Origin of the sequence: Salinimicrobium soli, from assembly GCF_048323655.1 — a bacterium.
GTDB lineage: Bacteria > Bacteroidota > Bacteroidia > Flavobacteriales > Flavobacteriaceae > Salinimicrobium > Salinimicrobium soli.
This window is the reverse complement of the sequence record NZ_JBLUWW010000001.1, coordinates 635,240-657,620: the sequence shown is the minus strand read 5'-3', so window position 1 is coordinate 657,620 and position 22,381 is coordinate 635,240. Positions and strand designations below refer to the sequence as shown.

Annotated in this window: 11 protein-coding genes; 1 reads left to right on the top strand and 10 read right to left on the bottom strand. The window is 41.2% G+C overall.

Features of this window, described 5'->3' with window-relative positions:
- Nucleotides 1-14 precede the first annotated feature (14 nt).
- From ACNORC_RS03090 to ACNORC_RS03045, 10 genes are all read right to left on the bottom strand, one after another.
- Nucleotides 15-1,340, bottom strand: a complete 1,326-nt coding sequence (locus ACNORC_RS03090) for a glycoside hydrolase family 2 TIM barrel-domain containing protein (RefSeq protein WP_418334122.1) — start codon at nt 1,338-1,340, stop codon at nt 15-17.
- A gap of 379 nt (nt 1,341-1,719) precedes the next feature.
- Nucleotides 1,720-3,168, bottom strand: a complete 1,449-nt coding sequence (locus tag ACNORC_RS03085; protein ID WP_418334121.1) for a glycoside hydrolase family 30 protein — start codon at nt 3,166-3,168, stop codon at nt 1,720-1,722.
- Nucleotides 3,169-3,191: 23 nt separating this feature from the next.
- Nucleotides 3,192-4,931 (bottom strand): cellulase family glycosylhydrolase, encoded by a 1,740-nt coding sequence (locus tag ACNORC_RS03080; RefSeq protein ID WP_418334120.1) that lies wholly within the window; start codon nt 4,929-4,931, stop codon nt 3,192-3,194.
- Nucleotides 4,932-4,950: 19 nt separating this feature from the next.
- Nucleotides 4,951-6,384 (bottom strand): glycoside hydrolase family 30 protein, encoded by a 1,434-nt coding sequence (locus tag ACNORC_RS03075; protein ID WP_418334119.1) that lies wholly within the window; start codon nt 6,382-6,384, stop codon nt 4,951-4,953.
- A gap of 37 nt (nt 6,385-6,421) precedes the next feature.
- Nucleotides 6,422-7,459, bottom strand: a complete 1,038-nt coding sequence (locus ACNORC_RS03070; protein WP_418334118.1) for a family 16 glycosylhydrolase — start codon at nt 7,457-7,459, stop codon at nt 6,422-6,424.
- Between the two features lie 141 nt (nt 7,460-7,600).
- On the bottom strand, nt 7,601-8,557 hold the full coding sequence (locus ACNORC_RS03065) for a hypothetical protein (RefSeq protein ID WP_418334117.1): 957 nt from the start codon (nt 8,555-8,557) through the stop codon (nt 7,601-7,603).
- A gap of 12 nt (nt 8,558-8,569) precedes the next feature.
- A complete protein-coding gene (locus ACNORC_RS03060) occupies nt 8,570-10,648 on the bottom strand; it encodes a hypothetical protein (protein WP_418334116.1) in 2,079 nt (692 codons plus the stop codon).
- A 16-nt stretch (nt 10,649-10,664) separates the two neighbouring features.
- Nucleotides 10,665-12,197, bottom strand: coding sequence for a RagB/SusD family nutrient uptake outer membrane protein (locus ACNORC_RS03055; protein WP_418334115.1), 1,533 nt, complete (start codon nt 12,195-12,197; stop codon nt 10,665-10,667).
- 11 nt (nt 12,198-12,208) lie between these two features.
- Complete coding sequence (locus ACNORC_RS03050) at nt 12,209-15,322, bottom strand: SusC/RagA family TonB-linked outer membrane protein (RefSeq protein ID WP_418334114.1); 3,114 nt, start codon at nt 15,320-15,322, stop codon at nt 12,209-12,211.
- Between the two features lie 380 nt (nt 15,323-15,702).
- Nucleotides 15,703-18,471 carry a helix-turn-helix and ligand-binding sensor domain-containing protein gene (locus tag ACNORC_RS03045; RefSeq protein ID WP_418334113.1) on the bottom strand — a complete coding sequence of 923 codons (2,769 nt, stop codon included), beginning with the start codon at nt 18,469-18,471 and terminating at the stop codon, nt 15,703-15,705.
- A gap of 187 nt (nt 18,472-18,658) precedes the next feature.
- On the opposite strand from ACNORC_RS03045, the gene ACNORC_RS03040 reads away from it, so the two are divergent.
- Nucleotides 18,659-22,234, top strand: a complete 3,576-nt coding sequence (locus ACNORC_RS03040) for a bifunctional metallophosphoesterase/BamA family protein (RefSeq protein ID WP_418334112.1) — start codon at nt 18,659-18,661, stop codon at nt 22,232-22,234.
- The last annotated feature ends 147 nt before the right edge of the window (nt 22,235-22,381 follow it).

Sequence of the window (22,381 nt, the reverse complement as noted above, 5' to 3'; positions counted from 1 at the left end):
CTCTTCAACATCTATTAATTATTTTCTTTTTTAAGTCTCTCTAATTCCCGGGCATTGTTGTCTGATCTTGCTCTTAAAACCGCGCCCATTATATTTATGTCATCAAAATGATCTTCCAGATCCTTAAGAGTTGCAGAATCCTTAAATGGATCGTATTGGTGTACTTTTTCAAGTACGTAGTAAGCCGCCCTTGGATATAGCTGGTAATGCTCGTTTAGATGAGAGGATCCTTTTGCACAGATTCCAAACCATTCTTCATTCATGTTATTGAAGCCTTCCTTGTAATCTGACTCATAGCCTCCATTAGACCAGGAAGCGTGGTCATCCTGAACAGACAAATTGGTTGTTTGGCCATATTTCCACCATCCATCGCTAAATTGAAAAGTGAATCCTCCCAATGAATTTTCGGCTTTGCCCATTCCTGCTGCATTTTGATAGATCTCTTTCCAGTTTCCCAGGAGGTAGAAAGCCTGAGATTGCTGATCTACCTCTTTCTTCAAAGCATTGAATGCGTCTGCGCCAAATTCTGTTAGCAACATGGGCTTTTCGAGTTCTTCTGCAGCACGGCTAAAAGCATCATCAAAAGAAATCCCGCGATATACATTAGCTCCAAAAATGTCAATATCCGGGCACTCTTCTTTTATAAGATCCAGGAATTGGAGGTCTCCATTACAAATGGCAACAGGATGATGATCGTCAACCTTCTTCATAGCCAAAACACCCTGATTGAATAATTTATAAAGATCCCGGGCTGAATCTTCAATAGCAGGTGTATCAACAGGGATATCTTCGGTTTCAGCTCCTTCCCAGGAAAGGCCGTAGTTATTTTCGTTACCTAAGAGAAAAAGTAAAAGTCCGGGAGTGTCTTTATACGTATTCGCAAGATTAGAGACCTGAGAAAGCAATATTTCCTGGGTTTTAGGATCTCCATAATCGGTTTTGGCGATCCACTGGCCGTCGATCTCTAATCCGTAACGACCAAAAGAATGATTGAGCATGGTGAAGATCCCATAATTCTTATAGATGTACTCAATCCATTTTGGCTGGATACCGGTGTAAACCCGAATAGCATTGACCCCCATGTTTTGGAGCAATCCCATTTCATAATCAAGAACCGATTCAATAAATAGGTCAGATTGCTCCCAAAGGTTGTATGAGTAATTGGTGCCAATTGGAAAATAATCCCAATTCATCCCATTAACCATAATTGGGTCTCCGTCTACTACCATTTTCACCCCTGAATCGTCATATTCTATTTCCACCAAATTCGCTTGAGCCGTCATTGGGCTTATGACAAAAAGGAAAATGAAAAATATATAGAGGTTACGTATAGTAAGCATTTGTTATTCAGATTGAGGCATAAATTTATGTTCAGAAATCGTGAATTCAATAAAATACGCCCCAACAAAACCTATACACCGCAAATTAAATAGCTTCATTTTGCATCTAATTTCTTAAGCCTCTGGTTATGCGATTTTAGAAAACTTTAACAAATTTCGAATTACCCTTCAAACCTCATTTTAAAGGTTTCCTTTATAGCTCTGTAGAGGTAATGTTGTAGTGTAACCGGTATTTGTAAGGTTGCATATTTTTGATGCCATTAATAATAATTGAATTCACTATTAATAAGCTCTTAAAGCATCTTCTTACCTCTCTATTTTGAATCTAAAACAGATCATTTAATGTTCCAAAATAGAGCTCAATTTGAGGGTGGAAAACTTAATAGATTAAAGTTTGGATAGAACGCGCCGGAATCTCAATATGAGTTTCTGCATCCCTAACCTTAAACCTGTATTTGATATTTTCGTCTGTTTTATTCATTACTACAGTAGCCATTTTCCCATCTGTATTCCTGAAAGTTGTACTTAACAGAACACTGCGGCTTACTGCCGTACTCACCCGTTTCGCTTCGGGACGAATAAACTTGGAAAACTGTCCAATATAGTAGTAAGTTGGGGTGAAAATCAAGGTTCCCGTTGGGGTGTCAGCGTGAACAGGTGCAAAGCAAAAATTGCCTACATGATTCGGTCCTCCATTCTCATTCAATAAAATGTTCCAGTCTGTCCAGGCCACCGTTCCATTATTAAAATCATTAATCATCTGTTCTCCATAGCGTTCAGCATTTGGCCAATAGTAATATCTGGAAGCATCAAAATTTTCTACAGTACCTTCTGTGAACATCAGTTTCTTATCCGGGTATGCTTCGTTTACCCGTCTTACGTTTTCATAGAGCGGGTCAGCTCCTGTCCAGGTTTCATACCAGTGAAAACCGGTTCCCCAGGCATATTTAGAAGCTTCAGGATCATCAAAAATGACATTTGAACGGTTCACCATAAGATCGCGATTGTGATCCCAAACTACGATCTTCTTATCTCCCAGTCCTTCTCTTTCCAGTGTAGGCCCGAGGTAGTTCTTTAAAAAATCACGTTCCTCTTCAGCAGTATAAATACAGGATTCCCAGGTTTGGGTAGCCATAGGTTCGTTTTGTATGGTCAAACCCCAAATAGGCATGCCTTCCTTTTCGTAGGCTTTTATGAACTTCGCATAATAATTTGCCCAGGACTGGTAAAATTCAGGAAGCAATTTTCCGCCTTTCAACATAGAGTTATTGGACTTCATGAACGCCGGTGGACTCCAGGGAGAAACATATAATAATAATTCTCCTCCTGCAGCCCTGGTTGCTTTTTTGATCAATGGAATTCGAAACTGTTTATCGTGTGCTATTGAAAAAGTCTTAAGATCTTTGTCTCCCTCTTCAATATAAGTATAGCTTTCTACACTAAAATCTGTGCTGTGAATTGGCGTTCTGGCAAGGCTGTAACCAATTCCTTTTTCAGGGTCATAATAAGCTTCAAGTAATTTCTCCTGGTTTTCTTTGGGAAGACGGTCAAAAACCTCAGCACTGGCATCTGAAATTGCCCCTCCTATACCCATAAAGGTCTGGAAGGTCTTTTCCGGTTCTACAAAAATGGAAATTTCGGTTTCCAGAGGTTGTGTCGAAGGACTAAAGGTATCCATTGCTGATTTCGAGATACGAAGATCTGTATCTTTTGCAGTGGTGTAAACCTCAATAGACTTGCCCTTAAAAGTTTTTTCTGTGGATGTCTGTCCAAAAGAACAAACGGTCAACAAGAAAAGAAAAAAACTATATCTGAAGTGATTTTTCATGATTTCTTTATTTAGAATTAATTTTATTTTTCAGGCTCAACCCTGATAGTTCGGAAATTAAAGCCACCCTTTTTGACGATGAACTTCAATTGATTTTTTCCATTTTTAAAAGGAAGATTCTTGAGATCTACCCATCCCCATTCTCCGGAGGTATTGGGAATATCGAGTTCCTTTTGAGTATTAGCGTTTATATTAACCTGCGCTTTTCCTGGTACATTAGAGGCTACTTCAAATGAGAGGTCATAATTCCCTCCTCTTTCAAAATTCAAGGTATAAAGCAGCCATTCCCCCGCTTCTGTATCGCCCACAAAGACATTTTCATCCTCTTTATAAATGTCCACCCCATCATTCCGGTAGGTTCTGCCATTATTCCAGTTTTCTCTGCCTTCGCCGGTAGATACATGGTAATTTGCAGATACATTGTCATAATAGGCAATTCCAATTGGTCCCATATCGTAATTCACAGCCTTCAATTCTCCATTATCTTTGATAACCACATTTGAAAAAGGAATAGCGGTTTTAGAATGAGGCTGGCGCATCATTGCATCCACCACCCCTTTATGAAAGTAATTGTTCTCAAGTTTGGTATTTTCTGCCAGCTGCATAAAGGCGTGGTAAGCTTCTTCTTCTGAAGGTTTTTCAGCTTCGCCCCTCCAGTATTGTAATATCTTAGCATAGCCGGGATTGACCGGAACCTCTAGGGGATTATTAAACCCTAACTTCTTAAGGGGCCACCAGCACCAGCCAATATTGTTCTCTTCTGCTAAACGGATGGCATCAGTAAACCACACGTTGGAATTTTCACCTGTTTCTCCTAACCAAATTGGAGTATTATACTTTTCCCTAAAGTCGAGGAATTTTTGGATCAATTCCTCGTTATTATAGTTCCAGTATTTATGAAAACTAATGACCATATTGTCATCCCACGGAGGTAGAATCCCGTTATAATTATTTCCCCATCCATTTCCTTCAATGATCACAATATGGTTTTGATCAACTTCCCGAATGGCTTTGGTGATATTTACCATTAACTCCCTTAAAGGGATATTTTTACTGTCTTCGGTACCATTTTTGGCTTTCCCCTCTTCAAAGGTCCAGTTGGGTTCATTAATAATATCATAAGCTCCTATCCAGGGCTCATCACGATATCTTTCGCCCAGTTTCTTCCAAAGAGCAATTAATTTCAGTTTATTTTCTTCACTTTCCCAAAGAGAAGATTTAGATGGATCACGGTCTGAAATATTTACGTCGTGTCCCTGTCCTCCGGGAGCAGCGTGCATATCAAGAATGAGGTACATTTCATTTGCTTTGCACCAGCTCAATAAAGAATCGGTCATCTGGAAGCCTTTTTCCAGCCAGGTGTTTTCACCTTTTACCGGTTCATCTTCTACCGGCAGGGTGTAGAGATTATAGTGCATAGGAAGACGTACCGAATTGAATCCCCAGCTCTTCAAAGAATCAATATCTATTTTCCTGGTGTGGTTATTCAGCCAGGCCTCATAGAATTCAGCAGTTTTTTCATCTCCAATCAGTTCTTCTATATGTTCCTTTATCACATATTGCTGTCCTGAAAATGGCACCTGCAGCATATATCCTTCCTGAAGCATATGTCCTCCCAGGCCAATTCCCCTGAGGAGCACATTCTCACCATTCCTGTCAATGATCTTTTGATCTACTGTGTGCAGGAAGTTAGTTTTTCCGGTTTCCTGAGAGTATCCCTGGAAGAAATAAAGCAAAAAACTGAAAATTAGAAGATTTTTCATTGCTGTTGTTTTGTCCCGGTCATTTCCATACAAAAGTTCCTACTGCTCCCTGATTAAGTCCAGTCGTCACTTTCTTCCCGTCATATTCTATATTAAAACTTTCAAAGCTATTACCATCATTAAGTACTATCAGAACTTTCTCTCCGGAAGGTGTTCTGAATGCAACATTCTGTAGATTTCCAATTATATTACTGGAGATACGCACAGAACCTACAGGTACGAATTTTGAAACATGTGCGATTATGTAGTATCCCACATTCTGAAGGTAAGATGAGCTACTGGTAACTGTAATAGCTCCTTTACAGGTTGTACAACCTCCCTCTGTATGTGGTCCAAAACTGGTATTATTGGCCAGGTTCCACTCAAGAGCGGTTTTGCTCCAGTTTCGCATGGAACCAATAATGACATTTTTCAAATGCCACTTCAGGTCACCGCCAAAATCTCCGTTTGACGCAGTATATTGTTCTGTGAAGTAAATATCCTTATTGGGATAGGCATCATGAACAGTGGATAGTGCAGATATATCACCAGCATAAAGGTGGAAAGCCGAACCTGAAATATACTGTCTGGCTCCCGCGTCATTTAAGACGGCAATAGGATAACCCGGATTGTCGGCATTATGATCATAAATAATGATCTTAGTATCCAATTCAGCAGCCCGAAAAGCCGGACCAAGAGAATTTTTTATAAACTCTGCCTGTTCCGAAGCAGTCATGTGCATACTGGGATTATTCCCGGCATGTAATGGTTCATTTTGAGGAGTGAGGGCATCAATTTCGATTCCCAGTTTCTCCATTTCCTGAACATATTTAACGAGATAGTTGGCGTAAACATCGTAGTATTGAGGCAGCAGATTACCGCCAATAGTACTTTGGTTATCTTTCATCCAAACCGGGGGTGACCATGGAGTAGCCATGATCCCAATATTTGGATTGATCTCCAAAATTTCCCGTAAAAGGGAGATAACACCATCCATGTCTGGTTCGAGACTGAATTCTGAAAGGTCTTCGTCTGTTTCACCGGCAGGAAGATCATTGTATGAAAAAGTGGATGAATTAAGATCTGAAGCCCCTACGCTGATTCGCAAATAGCTTATGCCAATCGCGTTTTCACTGTTCCCAAAAAGTTGTTCAAGTAATTCTTGTTTTTTAGTGCTATTGAGGGTATTGATTACTTCAGCACTTCCACCGGTTAAGGTGAAACCGAAGCCCTCAACAGTCTGGAAAGTCTCAGACGTGGTTACCTTTATAGAAGGATATGAATTGGGAGTTTTTGTAAAGGCAAGAATTCCCGGTTGTTTCTGTAACTTGTGAGACTGATCTCCCCTAGTCAAGAAAAAATCTACCTCATTTTGGACTTGAGGCGGTTGAGGAGTTGGTGGCTCTGGTTCGCCATCACTACTACAACTGGCACACAGCAAGAGTGACAGCAAAAAAGAAATAAGCCCTTTCATAATAATTCATTTTACCTCTGTTCTACCAGAGGATCTATTATTTATAAACCCTTACATAATCTATTTCCATTGTTCCCGAATTGAAATTGGGATCAATATTTCCACCTAAGCTTCCACCCATCGCAATATTCAATATTATGAATTGATCAGAGTTAAAAGGCCAGGTACTGGCATTCTTAGTGGTTGGGTTATAGGTATAAAAAATATTTCCATCTACTGCAAACTGGATCTTTTCAGCAGTCCACTCTGCACTGTAAACATGGAATTGAGAAGAAACGTTCTGTATCGAAGTTTCACCATGGTTCACCGTACCTCCATAACTTGAAGGGGTGTGTATGGCACTGGAAACAATTCCGGGTCGGTTGCCCACGTGTTCCATAATGTCAATTTCACCACATGCGGGCCATCCTACACTACTAAAGTTGGAGCCGAGCATCCAAATAGCCGGCCAGGTGCCTCCTCCCACGGGGAGTTTAGCTCTCACTTCCACTTTACCATAAGTAAAACTAAATTTCCCTTTTGTCAATAAACGGGCTGAGGTATAGTCTGCACCTTCGTAGTTTTCTTTTCGTGCAGTTATCTTCAGCACTCCGTTTTCAACAACCACGTTTTCGGGTCGGCTGGTATAATATTGCACTTCATTGTTGCCCCATCCATCATTTCCCCTTCCAATATCATAGCCCCATCTACTACTGTTAGGTGCGCCATTAGAGTTAAACTCGTCAGCAAAAATTAGGGCCGAGGAAACAGAAATGTTTATGGACACATTCTTAGAGATGAACTGACTTCCTTTGTAAGCAGAAACAAAAATTTGATACGTATGGGTGCCTGCACCCACATACGTATAAGAGACATTATTGGAAGGGGTCTCTATCATATCCCCGTTGCCAAAATTTACCTTATAGGAAGTGGCATTCTTGGCTGAAAAGGAAACTTTCACTCTTCCACTACCATCCCCATAAGGGTTGGATGAAGAACTCCCTACAATTTCTACTTCCACGGTAAGATCTGAAAGCTTGTTGGTGTCATCTTCATTGGGATCGGAACTGCTACAGCTTATGGCAAGTAATCCCAAAATTAAAGCAAGAGGGAGCCTGAGCTGATAAATTAGCTTTAAAAAATACATAGTATGAAAGTAAAAAGGAGTGTTACTTTGAACCTGGGAAATTTCCGGAGGCTATCTTTCACCTCCGGAAATCTTCAGGTCATTAAAAATTTATTCTACAGGAATTAACCTAATATACCAGGCGTTTCCAGTTTCAGTACCCTGTACTCTCAGATACATGAATTCTGGTGTGATCTCCAGGATCTCGTATTCCTTTTGAACTGCCCCATACCCAATGAAGGTTTGATTTCCTACAAGATTGATACTTGTTTGAGTTGAAGGAGTAGATGCCGGTAGACCGGTAGTAGCAGGACCAAAGCTAAATTCTGAGGTTCCCCCTGTGTAACCGTCGTAACAGGCTTCAGCTCCTGAGGCCGGTATGCCCGGAAGTGTTGTAAGATCGCCGGTTTTTGTAAAGGCTCCATCTGGTGCATCTACCTCAAGAGTATATTGGTTATCACCAACCTGCTCAAAAGTAAAGGTCGCGGAATAAAAACAATCTGCAGATCCTACTTTTTCATTTACGCCGGCTGACCACCATTCTGGAGTAACCGAACCACCCCAAGGTCCAACTCCAAAGTGACCTACAGAAGACTTGTCGACCACCCAGGTTCTGGCACGGGGATCACTTGGATTCTCTGGTTCCTCACCCACAAGTGATGAAATGATTTCCGGAGCCGGTTCAAAAATACTTTCTATGGTCAGCTCACGAGTTACCATGGTTGGAGTTCCACCCGGACCATAAGCCACAATTGTGATAGTGTAGGTATTGACACCTGTTTTGGTGTATTTTACCATCTGTTGCCCAGGGAAAGAAACCAGGTTAAGATCTGCTGTTTTACCATAGTCTATCTTATAGGAAACCCCATTGTCTGCTGTCACAGTCAATTTCACGTCTCCTGAACCATCCCCATAAGGATGTGCCTCATCCTGGCCTACAATATCAGCATCAAGTACAATATTACTTGGCGCGGTCAAGTCTCCCATTTCATAATCGGGCTCAGAGCACCCTACTGCAATAAGTAGGAAGGCAAAGAATAGACCTTTAATTTTTATTATATTTTTCATTTTTGCTGCTTTTTAGTTTGTCAGATAAATATTGTCGAAGTAATAGGTTTCGCCTGTTCCTGAAGTATCCATATTAAAGAACAATACTACTTTATCGTAAACCTTGGAAGGGTCAACATTGCTCAGATCAAAGGTTAAAGTTTCCCATTGACCGCTAACCGTAGTATTTACCCTGGTTTCGACAAATATTGAATTATCAGCCGAATTTTCAATTTTTAATAGTACTTCCGCACCTGCAATTGGAGACCAGACATCTACCCTTACCTTTTGTTGTGAAGAGAAGTCTATAGCTTCGTCAAGCACCAGGAAGGTACCGGCCCATACCTGAGAACCACTAGGTTTAGTATATTCTGCCACCATATCACTGGTATTCACTCCACTTGGATCTGGGTTGGCAATAATTGGCACTCCATTCTCCACATCGGGTCCAAAATTAAAGAAAGAGTAATCCAGAACATCAGATTCGAAGGTAAGTGGTAGGGCTAAAAGATTAGGATCTACTGTTCTAATATTATCGAAATAATACGTTTCACCTGTTCCTGAAGTGTTCATATTAAAGAACATTACGATTTTGTTATAATCAACAGCAGTATCAACACCAGTTAGATCAAAGGTCAAGGTTTCCCATTCTCCACTTACTGTTGTATTTACTTCTTTCTCCGCAGAAAGGTTTCCGTTAACTTTATTTTCCACTTTCAAGAGCACAGGAGTTCCGGCCGTTGGTGACCAAACGTCTACCTGAATGTACTTTTTGGTAGAAAAATCAATTCGCTCATCCAGTTCAAGGAAGGTTCCCGCCCAGGTTTGAGATCCTGATGGTTTAGTATATTTCGCAACCTTATTACTCATGTTGATGTAATTAGGATCGGGGTTATCCACGATCGGCACACCGTTTGGCTGATCAGGTCCAAAATTGTAAAACGAATAGGTAAGAATATCTGATTCAAAAGTAATAGGCAAGGATAGCAGTTGTAGTTTAGCCAATCTTATGTCATCAAGGTAAACTGTAGTACCTTCCCCAGTGCTTCCGAAATCATAGAATACTATAAAATTGTCATAGTTCACTGAAGGGTCAAAACTTGAAGAACTCTTAAGATTAAAGGTCATTTCTTCCCATTGATTAGAAGTCGTTGTAAACTCGGTCACTTCCACAAATACTGAAGGATTACCAAACTGATCCGGTGCTGAATTTGAATCTTCGATCTTGACCATTATAGGTACTCCAGCTTCGGGTGACCACACATTCATCTTAATGGCTGTTCCTTGAGAGAAATCAAGTGGTTCATCTAATTCCAAAGTTGCTCCCGCCCAGGATTGTGCTCCGGCGTCTTTAGTAAGCTCAACCACTTTAGCACTGGTATTAAGACCACTCATGTCAGGATTATTAATAACCTGCGCATTTGAGCCTCCAAAACCAATCCAGGAATAATCCAATTTGCTGGATTCAAAATCAACCGGAAGGAATAATGGATCTGTTATAGTCACTACCTGAGTGGTTTCCAGGCTGGCTTCACCTCCACTTAGTGCAACAACTCTTAGGTCATAGGCACCAATAGTCTCATATGTGTGAGAAACGGTTCCTCCAATCATTAACGGGGTAGGTTCTTCTCCATCTTCTTCTCCGAAATACACTTCGAACATAGCAGCATAATCTGCTGATGCGCTCACGTTAATGGTGTAGTTATCCTGAGGATCTTTTTGAACATTAACAGTAAGGTTTTCAGGTTGTCTAAATGAAACTACAACCGGCTGAATACCCTGTGCGGTTTTCCCGGCAAGGTTAGTTCCTGTTACCACTATATCGTAATTTCCTTCTGCATAGGTGTGATTGACAGACTCTCCCACTCCTATCTCATCTGAAACAGGTTCACCGTCACCAAAATCTACCACAAAAGTCGTTGCTCCTTCTCCTGTTGGAGTAACTGTCACAACACCTGAATTGTCATTGGTGATCTTTAGTATTGCGCCAATATTATCAATATTGGCTGAATTAATAAAGGACGTATCTTGATCTATACCATCTTCCAGGCTACAACTTAATGTAACTGCCAGGAGAGAAAAGATACCCAGTATGATTTTAAATTTTCTCATGTGTTTCATTTTAATTTTAATAGCCGTCGTTTTGTTCTATTATGGTATTCTCTAGCTCTCTGTAAGGAATAGGAAGAACCGTATGAACTTGTGGGTTAAAACCTCCCTGTCCACCGTCAGCATATGACTCTTCTGGTCCCATTTCTTCACCAGCCCTGTTGGTTCTTACAAGATCAAAGAACCTGTGGCCTTCCCCTGCCAATTCAATTCTTCGCTCTCTGTAAATAGTGGCCAAAGAAACTGGAACGCTTCCAAGACCAACTCTGGCCCTAACAGCATCAAGAAGCGCCTGTGCACGTGCACCTGTTCCGCCAAGAGCTTCGGCTTCCATCAGGTAAGAATCAGCAAGTCTTATCACGTAGTGATTCTGACGGTAATTTAGGATAGGCTCCCCTGCTCCTGTAGTAACATCTGCACGGGTAGGAAGATATTTGTTCAGGAAGTAACCTGTATCTTCATAACCTGAAATATATGTTGCTGCACCCGCAGCTACCAGAGCATTCATATCCAAAATAGTAGCATCTAACCTTGGGTCATCTTTCATAAGTTCATAAAGCTCAGGCACCACTGTGTTAAAGCTCCATCCTGAAGGAAGATCAGGTGCTGCAGAAGTCAATTGAGCATATGATCTTGGACCAACCATAGTGTTGATAGTGTTTCCTTCATCGCTTCCGCTTCCCCAGATTTCCCAGTATGAGTTGGAAACATTTGTATGTGCTACTTCAATAAGAGACTCGGCATTGAATTTATTATCTGTTTCCCAAAGGGCATCAAAGCTATCTAACAATTTGTTCCCGTACTGGTTAACTTCTCCAGGAGTACCGTTAACTTCCCTTAGGATAGCAGCAGCTTCCGGGTTTTTTCCCTGGTACAGGTAAACCTTACCAAGAAGAGCCTGAGCTCCTCCTTTAGTCATTCTTCCTCCCTCAGATGCAGAAATAGTAGATGGTAGATTAGGAATGGCCTCCATAAGATCTGCCTCAATTTGCCCATAAACTTCTGAAGGATCTACCTGAGGAATACTATTGAATTCCGATTGAGTTAAAGGCTGAGTAATTAGCGGAATGTTTCCAAACATTCTTACCAGGTCAAAGTAATACAAAGCACGCAGTGTTTTAGTTTCTGCAGTAAACCTGGCTTTTACTCCTTCGTCCATTGGAACATCCGGAAGCTTAGTTAGAAGGAAATTGGCCCGGGAAATTCCCTGATAAAAATCACTCCAATAACTTTGCGGCATGGTAGTAGCCGAAATAGTAAAGTCATCGAAAGACTGTATACCAACACCGTCAGATGCGTTACCCCCACCTGCCAGGAAATCATCAGATCCGGCATTAAAGAAGGTAACCATATTTTCAAAACCACCGGAATATTTTCTCATGACATCATAGACTGCAACGAGACCGGCAAAGGCTTCTGTTTCATTTCTGTAGTAGTTTGATTCCAGATTGGAACCTTTTATCGGCACTTCAAGAAAATCCTCAGAGCAGGAATTCATTGTAAATATCACTGCCAAAGCAGCAAATACTAACTTTATAGTGTTTGTTTTCATTTTCATTTTTTTTAAAAAGTTATGTTCGCTCCAATTAAGAATGATCTGGCTTGTGGGTAATAACCACGGTCAATACCAAATACATCTCCTCCAATCTCAGGGTCAAAACCTGTATAGTCCGTCAACGTCAGGAGATTTTCTCCTGTCACATAAAATCTCATCTTCTGTACTCCAATTTCTCCTGTTATAGAATTAGGAACGGTATAGCCAAGTTGAGCCAACTTGATCCTTACATAATCTCCCTCCTCAAGGTAAAAATCAGACATTCTGCTGAAGTTCTCATTAGTATCATTGTCTGTTAAGCGAGGGTAGTCATTTGATGTGCCTTCACCTCTCCAACGACCAAGGGCTTTTGTGGAATAGTTAGCATTCTGGATATCCAGACGTCTAAGTCCCTGGAAGATCTCGTTACCTGTAGCTCCCTGAGCGAAAACCATGAAATCAAAATTCTTATAGTTCATGTTAAGGGTAAGACCAAAAGTGAACTCTGGTAAAGGACTTCCAAGGAATTGTTTGTCTTCATCAGTAATAGTACCATCATTGTTGGTATCTACCCATCTAAAGTCTCCTGGAACGGCATTGGGTTGAATAACATTACCGTTAGGTCCGGTATAAGAATTAACTTCTTCAAAGTTCTGGAAGATACCTGCCGTTTTGAATCCAAAGAAGGAGTTATATGGTTGCCCCACCTGGGTTCTGGTGATTGGCCCCATTGACTGGAACGATGCAAGTCCTGTAGTAATGAATTCTTTATTCTGCCCAAGATAGGTAACGTTGTTATCTATATAAGTAACGTTTCCATTAGCTGAGAAGTAAAAATCTCCGAAATTTTTATTGAAACCAAGTTCAAACTCAACCCCCTGGTTTTCCATGTCAGCAACGTTTCCTACAGGAAGGCCTGTTGAACCTACATATCCTGGAAGTTCAACATCCTGAAGGATACCAGTTGTTGTTTTCTTGTAGTATTCCAGGCTTGTAGTTAAATAACTGAAAAATCTTGCGTCAGCTCCAATGTTCAGCTGAGCAGTTTCTTCCCATTTTAGATCCGGGTTTGGTGGTGCATCAGGGCTATATCCAATAACAAGTGCACTTCCATCGCGTCCAAAGGTATAGTTACGTCCACCTCCAATAAGGGCAAGATAACCGAAAGGTTTAATCGCATCGTTACCGGTGATACCGTAACCTGCTCTAAGTTTTAGAGTATTTACAACATCGTTAGTACCCCAGAATTCTTCGTTAGAAACGTTCCAACCTGCAGAGAATGATGGGAAAACCCCAAATTTGTTGTTGGAACCGAAGTTGGTTGAACCATCTCTACGAATGATACCTGTAAAAAGGTATTTTTCATCATAGTTATAGTTTAGACGGGAGAATAAGGAAATAACCCTATGCTCAGTTCCGGTATAAGCGCTTGCAGTGATCCTCTCCTGTGGGATAGCGTAATTAAAAGAGGCATCCTTATAGCTTGTAACAGGAATATCCTGGTAAGAAGTATAGGTACCACTTACAATTCCATCAACATAAGTACCCTGACCTAACAGTAAGGTGAAATTATGTTTTCCAAAAGTGTCATCGTATGAAATAGTATTCTCAACATTCCAGGCAAAACCTTTATTTCGGTTTCGACTAAGATTGTTAAGAGAAGTATTTACTGTAGAACTAAGGAAGTACACCGGAGTAAAGGAATCCCCACCCCAATATGCTATTTTACCTCCAACAGATGATTTTAGAGTAAGTTGCTCAATAGGTTTAAACTCAAGATAAGCATTACCCACGAAGTCATCAGACCAGTTGTAATTCCCTAAACGGGTTTGAGTATAAGCAACCGGGTTGGTCATTTCCTGTCCAACAGGACCGGAAATACCGTAAGGATTACCATTTGCATCTCTTAACACCGGGTTGTTGACATATATAGGAGAATTTGCAACTGCCGGGTCAGTAACAACCACAGGAGTTATAGGATCCAGGTTAAGTGCAGAACTTAATGGCCCACCATACTCACTATTCGTGTTTCCTAATCCGGTAACCTTTTGATGCGCATAGCCAAAAGTTTGACCGAATGTGAACATCTCAGATAATTTGTGAGTAGAGTTCAAACGCAAACTTTTTTTCTGGTACTTTGAAATTTCTGAAGTTACGATCCCCTCCTGATCCAAAAGACCAAAAGAAGCATAGTAGGTAGAAACATCATTTCCACCACTAATACTAAATTCGTGAGATTCTCTTTCAGCGCTGTCATTAAAAATGGCTTCCTGCCAATCTGTACCTTTACCAAAAACAGTAAGATCGGGATAAATGATAGCTCCGCCTCCGGCCACTGATTTTTCATTCATCAAGGCAGCATATTGAGAAGCATTTAATAGGTCTACCGTTTTTTCAGGAGCTGAAACACCATAGTAGCCGGTGTAATTCACATTCAGTAATCCTTGCTTACCTTTCTTAGTAGTAACAAGAATTACCCCTGAAGCGGCACGCGCTCCATAGATGGCAAGAGAAGCGGCATCCTTAAGAACCTCAATAGACTCAATATCCTGTTGATTCAAATAGCCAATTCCACCTGAATCTACAATTACTCCGTCTACTACCCATAGCGGAGTGTTTCCTCCATAAGTATTAAAGGTGGTTATACCCCTAACGCGTACGGTAGCCGAAGATCCAGGTTGCCCGGAATTCTGAGCAATAGTAACCCCGGAAACCCTTCCCTGTAAAGCCTGCTCAATTCTTCCGTTAGGAACAGCCTCGAGTTCTTCAGCTTTTATAGAGGAAATTGCACCCGTAGTTACACTTTTCTTTTGAGTACCGTAACCTACAACCACAACTTCATCAAGAGATGCGGCATCAAGAGTTAAGGTGATCATAAGATCCTGTTTGTCTCCTACCAAAGTTTCGATCGTTTCGTAACCTACGTAAGAGAAGACGAGAATATCTTGGGGAGCTACTTCTATGGCGAACTTCCCGTCAAAATCTGTCTGAGTTCCTGTAGTTGTACCTTTTATTATGACGTTGGCGCCTGGCAAAGGCATTCCACTGTCATCTACTACGGTACCCGTTACCACTTTCGATTGAGCCATGGCAGAACTCACAACGAATAACAGTAACATCACTAAATAATTTTTAATTTTCATTGAATGTTAGATTTAGTTGTTGGTGCATTTAATTTTAAGATTACTTTTTTTACCAGAGATTCCATTCCTAATCGAAATCGATTTCGAATTACGACAAATGATTTTGGCGTAGACCTCGATTGCGGATATCGCAACCCCGGCGTTTTTATTTGTTAAAATTGTGTTACTAATATATTAACTAATAAAGCCGCCCTGCTAAAAACCACCTTTACAAAAAATCTACAAGGAGAAAGTCATATGTATAGATGTCATAAAACTCCCAAATCCAGTGCTGCAACCCCTAAAATACTGAAATATGGAGGTTTTTTAAAAAGAGATAAAATAGTATTTTTTACCTAAATGTAGAGGATATGTAAAGGTAAGGGAGGCTATTGTAAAGGCTAAAGTTCGATAATATAATCTGTTAAATTCACCTCGCGGGGTAAATTCATCTTCTTCCTTAATCGATATCGTTTGATTTCGACACTCTTTACGGAGATGTTAATTAAAGGTGCGATCTCTTTTGAAGAAAGGTTTAATCTTAAATACGCACAAAGACGAAGATCGTTTGAAGTTAGTTCGGGGTGACGCGCCTTAATTTTATCGAAGAATTCCTTGTCAGCATTTTTAAAAGCTTCTTTGAACATCTTCCAGTTGTCCTCTTCCCGTAGTTCGTTATCTATCGTTTTTATTACTCCTTTTACTTTGGGGCTTTCTGCTCCTTTCAATTCTTCTTTAAGATTTGACAGAAATTCATTTTTCTTGATCAGAGACATAGTTGAAGCCGCCAATTGGCCGTTCTTTTCTGCCATGTCTTTTTCAAGATTTTCCTTTTGAAGCCTTATGATCTGCTGTTCAGCTTCGAGATTTTTCATCCTTAAATTCTTCTCTCTTTCTAAAATGATCTTTCTGTGACGCCTCCTGTACGAATAGTGGATAACCACCAATCCCAAAATAAAAAGAAGAAAGTAACTTATGAGCGCCAAAGTACTGTAATACCATGGCTTAGCAATGGAGAACCTGTACCTTAAAACATTAGATTCCTTTCCGTTGATCCTTCCCTTTACTTCGAAGGTGTAACTTCCCGGCGGAAGGTTTTCGTATTTTGTGGTACCTGTTTGATCCCAATGGGACCAGGAAGAAGAATAATTAACGAGTCTGGTACTGTATTCTTTCCTGCTTAACCCCTGGTAATTGGGAATGCTGTAATTAAAGGTGATATTGTTGACCCCGCTGGCAAGGTTGAGGTCTGAAACTCCTAAGGAGCGATATTCAAGGTCTTCTCTCTTCGAAGACACCCCGATAGAATTAAGTAAAAGGTGGCCGGGTTCGACCTCTTTTTCCAAAGGAAGGGAAAACTCAATATAACCGTTATTGGTTCCTACTAGATAACGATTTTCCTCAATTAATGAAATATTTTCAAAACCCTTTCCAATATTTCTGTTCTCCAACGGCATTGGTATTTCACGGCGGATAAGTTTTTGCTCAAAAGGATCACGCGTCACATAGAAAAGATTGTCAAAGCCAAAAGTCCACCAACTCCCGTCATCAAGTACAGTTGAAGCGCTGCTCACCCTGTTGTTTTCGCGGGTCAACCTATTTAATTCATTATCCGGCAAAAATTCGTTTTTCCCCTTGTCATAACGGTAAACCGCCTCTTCTGTGGAATAATATATATCATCTTCAAAACGGAAGATCTGTGGAACCAGACCTGAATTCCCTTTCACCTCAAAATTCCTGATCTCCTCAATCTTAGAATAACTTGAATCTAATTCGATTTGGAAGACACCCCGGTGATAATGGCTAATCCAAACAATAGAATCATTTTCTACGACCATATGGTGAACAGAAAGGTCAAAATTTTCCAGGTAGTTCGAAGTAGTATTTGATGAATCTGTGTCCAGGTAGCTCATTCCGTTGTAGTGCCCCTGTAAAATTCCATCTCCAAACTCGCTAACCGTCCAGGTTCCCAGCGTGTCCCAAATAAGATCGGCGTCCTTTCCATTGATCAGGAAGGTTCCCCGGTCATGACCTGCATAGAGTTTTCCATCAATGTAATTCAGGCTCCACACCTGCCCCGTAGTACCCGGCACTAGTTGGTAGGGTTCTTCAGCATCATCATTTTTATGATAAAGTCCCTGGTTTGTTCCCAGGTACATTATGTCATCCACCACTATACTGCAATACACAGTTCCAATTTTTCCGAAGATGTCAACAAACACTCGAAATGGGCTTTCTTTATTAATAACGGAAATTCCGTTGTCCAGGGCTCCCCAAATATTTCCTTCTTCATCTTCCATGACAGAAAGAAGGGTGTTGTTCAATAGCGTGGGCTGCATTAAGTGGTACTTTAATTTGCCCTCCAGGGTCAATACATATAGGCCATTTCCAATACTCCCTAATGCAAGAGAGCCGTCTCTCAGGTACAGGGCGGAGAAAAAACTGACCTCCATCGGGTAATTACCAATTGGCAACGCTTCCCATTGATTGCCTGTGATAATAAAAAGACCATCATCTCTGGTCACAGCCAACATCTTATCTGAAGAGTAAGGAAAAAGACCAATTATATTCTTGTTATTAATCTTTTCATTAGAAACAAACGGCTTACCCACTCCATTTTCAATAACAAACAAGCCCTTTTCAGCCTCCTGATAATAGATCCTGTCACGTACACTAAAAAGATTGGAAATATTTCTCTCTGTCACGATACTCGTGACTTTACCCGACCTTTTGTTAAAACTATACAAGCGCTGGTGACTTTGGAAAATAACGTGATCATCTACTTCCTTAATATCCCAGAATTGCTCCCCATCCAGAAGCCCTGACGAAACTGAATCTTTTAAAGAAACATACTGAAGTCTCCCACTTCCCTGGGGCTTCCAGTAACCAAATTCCATATAGGCCCCTGTATAAATATTTTCACCTGAGGCTAGAACCGACCTAAGGGCAGTCTTCCCCGGGACCTCATATAACACCCAATGTTCGCCGTCAAACTGAAACAAACCGGCATTATTAGCCACATACATCTTTTTGTCGGGACCCTGGGAGATCATCCAATTCTGGTTTCCCCCTTCATATTCACCGGCGCCATAATTGACCACAGGCGGTAATTCCTGGGCATTACCGGGCAGAAACATCAACAGGAAGAATAGGAGGCAAAATCGTAGCATAATAAAATGTTCAAAAGCCTAAATAAGAGGCTTCCTGACAAATATAGTCCCAATTTTACTTTATGAAAACTTTTAATGTTCTCATTTATTACTGTTATTCTGAAGTTAAAGTTACTTACTGTTCCTACTTTTTTTGAAAACTTGAGAACTGCAGCTATTATTCATAGAATAAAAGAAAAAGATATTTATGTCCAGACTGAACAGTAAGGTCCTATTAATCATTTTTATATTATTTAACTTCCCCATTCTTTCCACCCTTGAGGCACAGGAAAACTTAGATACCAAAAAAGAAGTTTCCAGAACTATTTTTATTTCAGGCAACACAGGTTTAAGTCCCGATACGGCTGTTTTAGATGCAATCGTACGTGATTCCGGGGACGAAATGGAACCGGTCCTTCTCCTGCTTGGTAATATTATAAATGAGGAGGGATTCTTACCCGAAAACGAAGGAAGGGAAAGATCCAAAGAATTTCTACGGAAGGACCTGCTCTCCCCTCTTGAAGATTTCCACGGAAAGATCATTTTTACGCCGGGTAAAAACGAATGGACTGCTCAAGGCCCCCAGGCTCTGGATGATATGGAATCTTTTTTACAGGAAGAAAGTAACAGGGAATTCTGGCCAAATGATGGATGCCCGCTGGAGCGGGAATCACTTGGAGAGGATGTAACTATTATAAGTGTGGATTCTCAATGGTTCCTGGAGAACTGGGATAAATATCCTGAAATGAACAACAAATGTGATCTTGACAGCCGTGAAGAATTTTTCGCAGAATTTCAGGATGATCTAAAGGATAGCCAGGGAAAATTGATTATTGTCGCTCTTCACCACCCAGTAATGAGCAACACCCGTTTTTCACTTTTTGATAGAGTGATTGGGATAACCCCACAGTCCTTCGAGCATAACAAATACAAAGAACTTCGCGGCAGGCTGGAAACTCTCGCCAGTCAGTTTAATGACGTTATTTTCGTTTCTGGTCGGGATCAAAATCTGCAATACATCAAGAATGAGCGAAACCCACAGATCATCAGCGGATCTGCCTCTTCAACCCGGAAGGCGCGGCTGGGGAAGAATGGTAAATTTGCTGCCGCTGAAAAAGGATATGCAAAATTGCTCATTTTTGATGACAGGTCTTCAGAAGTGCAGTTTTATAAAGTGAAGAATGGTAACAGTATTTTGTTGCATTCAGAAAAAATTGAGCGCGAACATCCTATTTTTGAGGAAGAAGATTTCCGAAGTGTGGGAGAGGTGAAAGACAGCATAACCGCCTCTATCTATTCTTCGGAAGAAACCAAAAAAACAGATTTTTACGAGTGGTTATGGGGAAAAAGATACCGTAATCTCTACAGCCTTCCAATCAAAGCTCCCATACTGTACCTGGATTCCCTTTCCGGGAATATTCGGCCCATTTATGAAGGCGGCGGTCAACAATCACGTTCGCTGCGCCTCAAAAATGACAAAAAGAACGAGTACGTGCTTAGGGCGCTACGCAAAGATCCTTTGCAATACATACAGGCTGATCTCGTGAAGACCAGTTACATTCGGGATTTTGCAGATAATACGGTCGCCGAACGTTATGTGCTGGATTTCTTTACCACCGCACATCCCTATGCTCCCTTTGCAGTCAACGGCTTATCTGATGCAGCAGGTATCCTACACGCATCACCTGAAATTTATTACCTGCCTCCTCAAAAAGCCCTGGGGATCTTCAATGAAGAATATGCCGGTGCGCTCTACCTGTTGGAGGCTCATGTTGGAGACGAGAACAGGGATATGAAAATTTTCGGAGAACCGGACGACATTCTCAGTTCATCAGATCTTTTCAAGGAGCTAAAAGGATCAAAGGAAAATTTCGTTGACAGGGACTTATTCATTAGGGCACGGCTTTTTGACATGCTAATAGGGGATTGGGACCGGCACCAGGACCAATGGCGATGGGCGGAATTCCGTGAAAACGGCAAAAAAAGATACGAGCCTATCCCCAGAGATAGGGACCATGCTTTTTCAAGATATGACGGACCCATGCTGGATCTTTTGAAAGCAGCGGTTCCCAGTCTAAGGAAAATGCAAAGCTATGATAGTGAAATTGAAGACCTCAAATGGTTCAACTGGTCCGGTTATCCCTTAGATCTTCGGATTTTGACCGGTTCGGAATGGGAAAACTGGAAAGAACAGGCCAATTTCCTGCAGCAGGAAATTACAGATGCAAAAATTGAACAGGCATTTGAGAACCTTCCGAAGGAAGTCCGCGGGAAGGAAATAGAAAAGATCAAAAATGCTTTAAAAGGAAGACGGGAAAACCTGGAGAACATTGCACGCAGGTACTATGATTATCTTCAGGAATTCCAGGTGGTTACCGGAACTAATCAAAATGATGAATTCAAAATAGAACGAAAAGCTGAGGGTAAAACCGAGATCAGCATTTTGCAGGACGACCGGGAAACTTTCAGAAATACCTTTGATTCGGCAGAAACAGGTGAAGTATGGATATACGGTCTTGACGGCGAGGACACCTTCACAATTTCAGGTCAGGGCAATGATCTGCTTAAACTGAAGGTGCTGGGCGGAGAGGAAAAGGACACCTATAACTTTATTAATCCAAAAAGGGCAAAATTGTACGACTATAAGTCAGCCAAAAATGAGATTCTCAATCCAGAATCCCGTAAATGGCTGGTAGACTCGTACGATATTAATCACTATGATTATCTGAAGAGAAAATATTCGGTCAACACTATTTCTCCTTCTGCAGATTTTGTTCCGGACGCCGGCTTTACCATGGGAGTGAAAGACGTGTACACCACTTACGGACTGTCGAACAACCCCTTTTCATCCCAATACTCGTTGGCAGCAAATTACTTCTTTGCCAGCAATGGATTTGACCTGCATGCCTCTGCGGAATTCGCCAATGTCTTCTACAACTGGAATTTTCGTGTGCAGGGACTTTATACCAGTCCAAATTATTACATGAACTACTTTGGAACGGGAAACGAAACGAGCTATGAGAAGGCAGAGGTCACAAAAAAATTCAACCGGGTAAAGCTCCAAAAATGGCAAATTTCCCCTTCTTTAATTTGGCGCAATCAAGCCGGGGCGAGTTTTGAACTCAACGCCATTTTAGAATCACAGGAAGTTAGTTATGAGGAAGAGAGTTTTTTGGCAGAAAAATTCAGCCCCAAAAATGACATTTTTGACACCCAATTATACGCAGGGGGCGAAATGCATTTCAATTACCTCAACAAGAACAATCAGGCATTTCCCAGCCTGGGTTCAGGACTCGATCTGATTGCGGGCTACAAACAGAACATAGATTCTAACGGAAACCAGTTCGGCTATATTGAACCTTCCTTTTCTGTCAATTACCCACTAATTCCGAGCGGATTTGCAGCTATAGCCACTAAGGTTGGCGGAGAAGTGATCTTGGGTAACGATTACGAATTCTACCATGCCGCGACCATTGGAGGTAATAACAGCCTTCGCGGGTACAGGAATCACCGCTTCAACGGCCAGCGATCTTTTTACCATAGTACAGATCTGCGCACCGCCCTGGGGCTCATTCGCACCAAATTTATACCAATTGTAGTGGGAGTCTCTGCCGGATTTGACTACGGAAGGGTTTGGACAGACAATGAAACTTCTCACAAATGGCACAATGACTACGGAGGCTCTGTATGGATAAGTGCTGCACTCGCGATGACTGCAAATGTTGGTTTTTATCACGGCGAAGATGGCAACCGACTTGCCTTTACCCTGAATTTTAAATACTAGCTTTTCCCATTAAAAAAAGCCGGCAGAGAAACTCCGCCGGCTTTACCACCCTCTATCATGAAAAAACAGTAATCATTAAATAATTAAAATTTAAAAGGGTGGATAACCTGATCCAGATAGCCGAACCAATAAGATTCTGACGAGTAA

Coding starts and splice junctions, on each gene's coding strand:
- ACNORC_RS03065 (WP_418334117.1), bottom strand. CDS start 8,557: ATGAAAAATATAATAAAAATTAAAGGTCTATTCTTTGCCTTCCTACTT.
- ACNORC_RS03040 (WP_418334112.1), top strand. CDS start 18,659: ATGTCCAGACTGAACAGTAAGGTCCTATTAATCATTTTTATATTATTT.
- ACNORC_RS03055 (WP_418334115.1), bottom strand. CDS start 12,197: ATGAAAACAAACACTATAAAGTTAGTATTTGCTGCTTTGGCAGTGATA.
- ACNORC_RS03045 (WP_418334113.1), bottom strand. CDS start 18,471: ATGCTACGATTTTGCCTCCTATTCTTCCTGTTGATGTTTCTGCCCGGT.
- ACNORC_RS03085 (WP_418334121.1), bottom strand. CDS start 3,168: ATGAAAAATCACTTCAGATATAGTTTTTTTCTTTTCTTGTTGACCGTT.
- ACNORC_RS03080 (WP_418334120.1), bottom strand. CDS start 4,931: ATGAAAAATCTTCTAATTTTCAGTTTTTTGCTTTATTTCTTCCAGGGA.
- ACNORC_RS03050 (WP_418334114.1), bottom strand. CDS start 15,322: ATGAAAATTAAAAATTATTTAGTGATGTTACTGTTATTCGTTGTGAGT.
- ACNORC_RS03075 (WP_418334119.1), bottom strand. CDS start 6,384: ATGAAAGGGCTTATTTCTTTTTTGCTGTCACTCTTGCTGTGTGCCAGT.
- ACNORC_RS03090 (WP_418334122.1), bottom strand. CDS start 1,340: ATGCTTACTATACGTAACCTCTATATATTTTTCATTTTCCTTTTTGTC.
- ACNORC_RS03060 (WP_418334116.1), bottom strand. CDS start 10,648: ATGAGAAAATTTAAAATCATACTGGGTATCTTTTCTCTCCTGGCAGTT.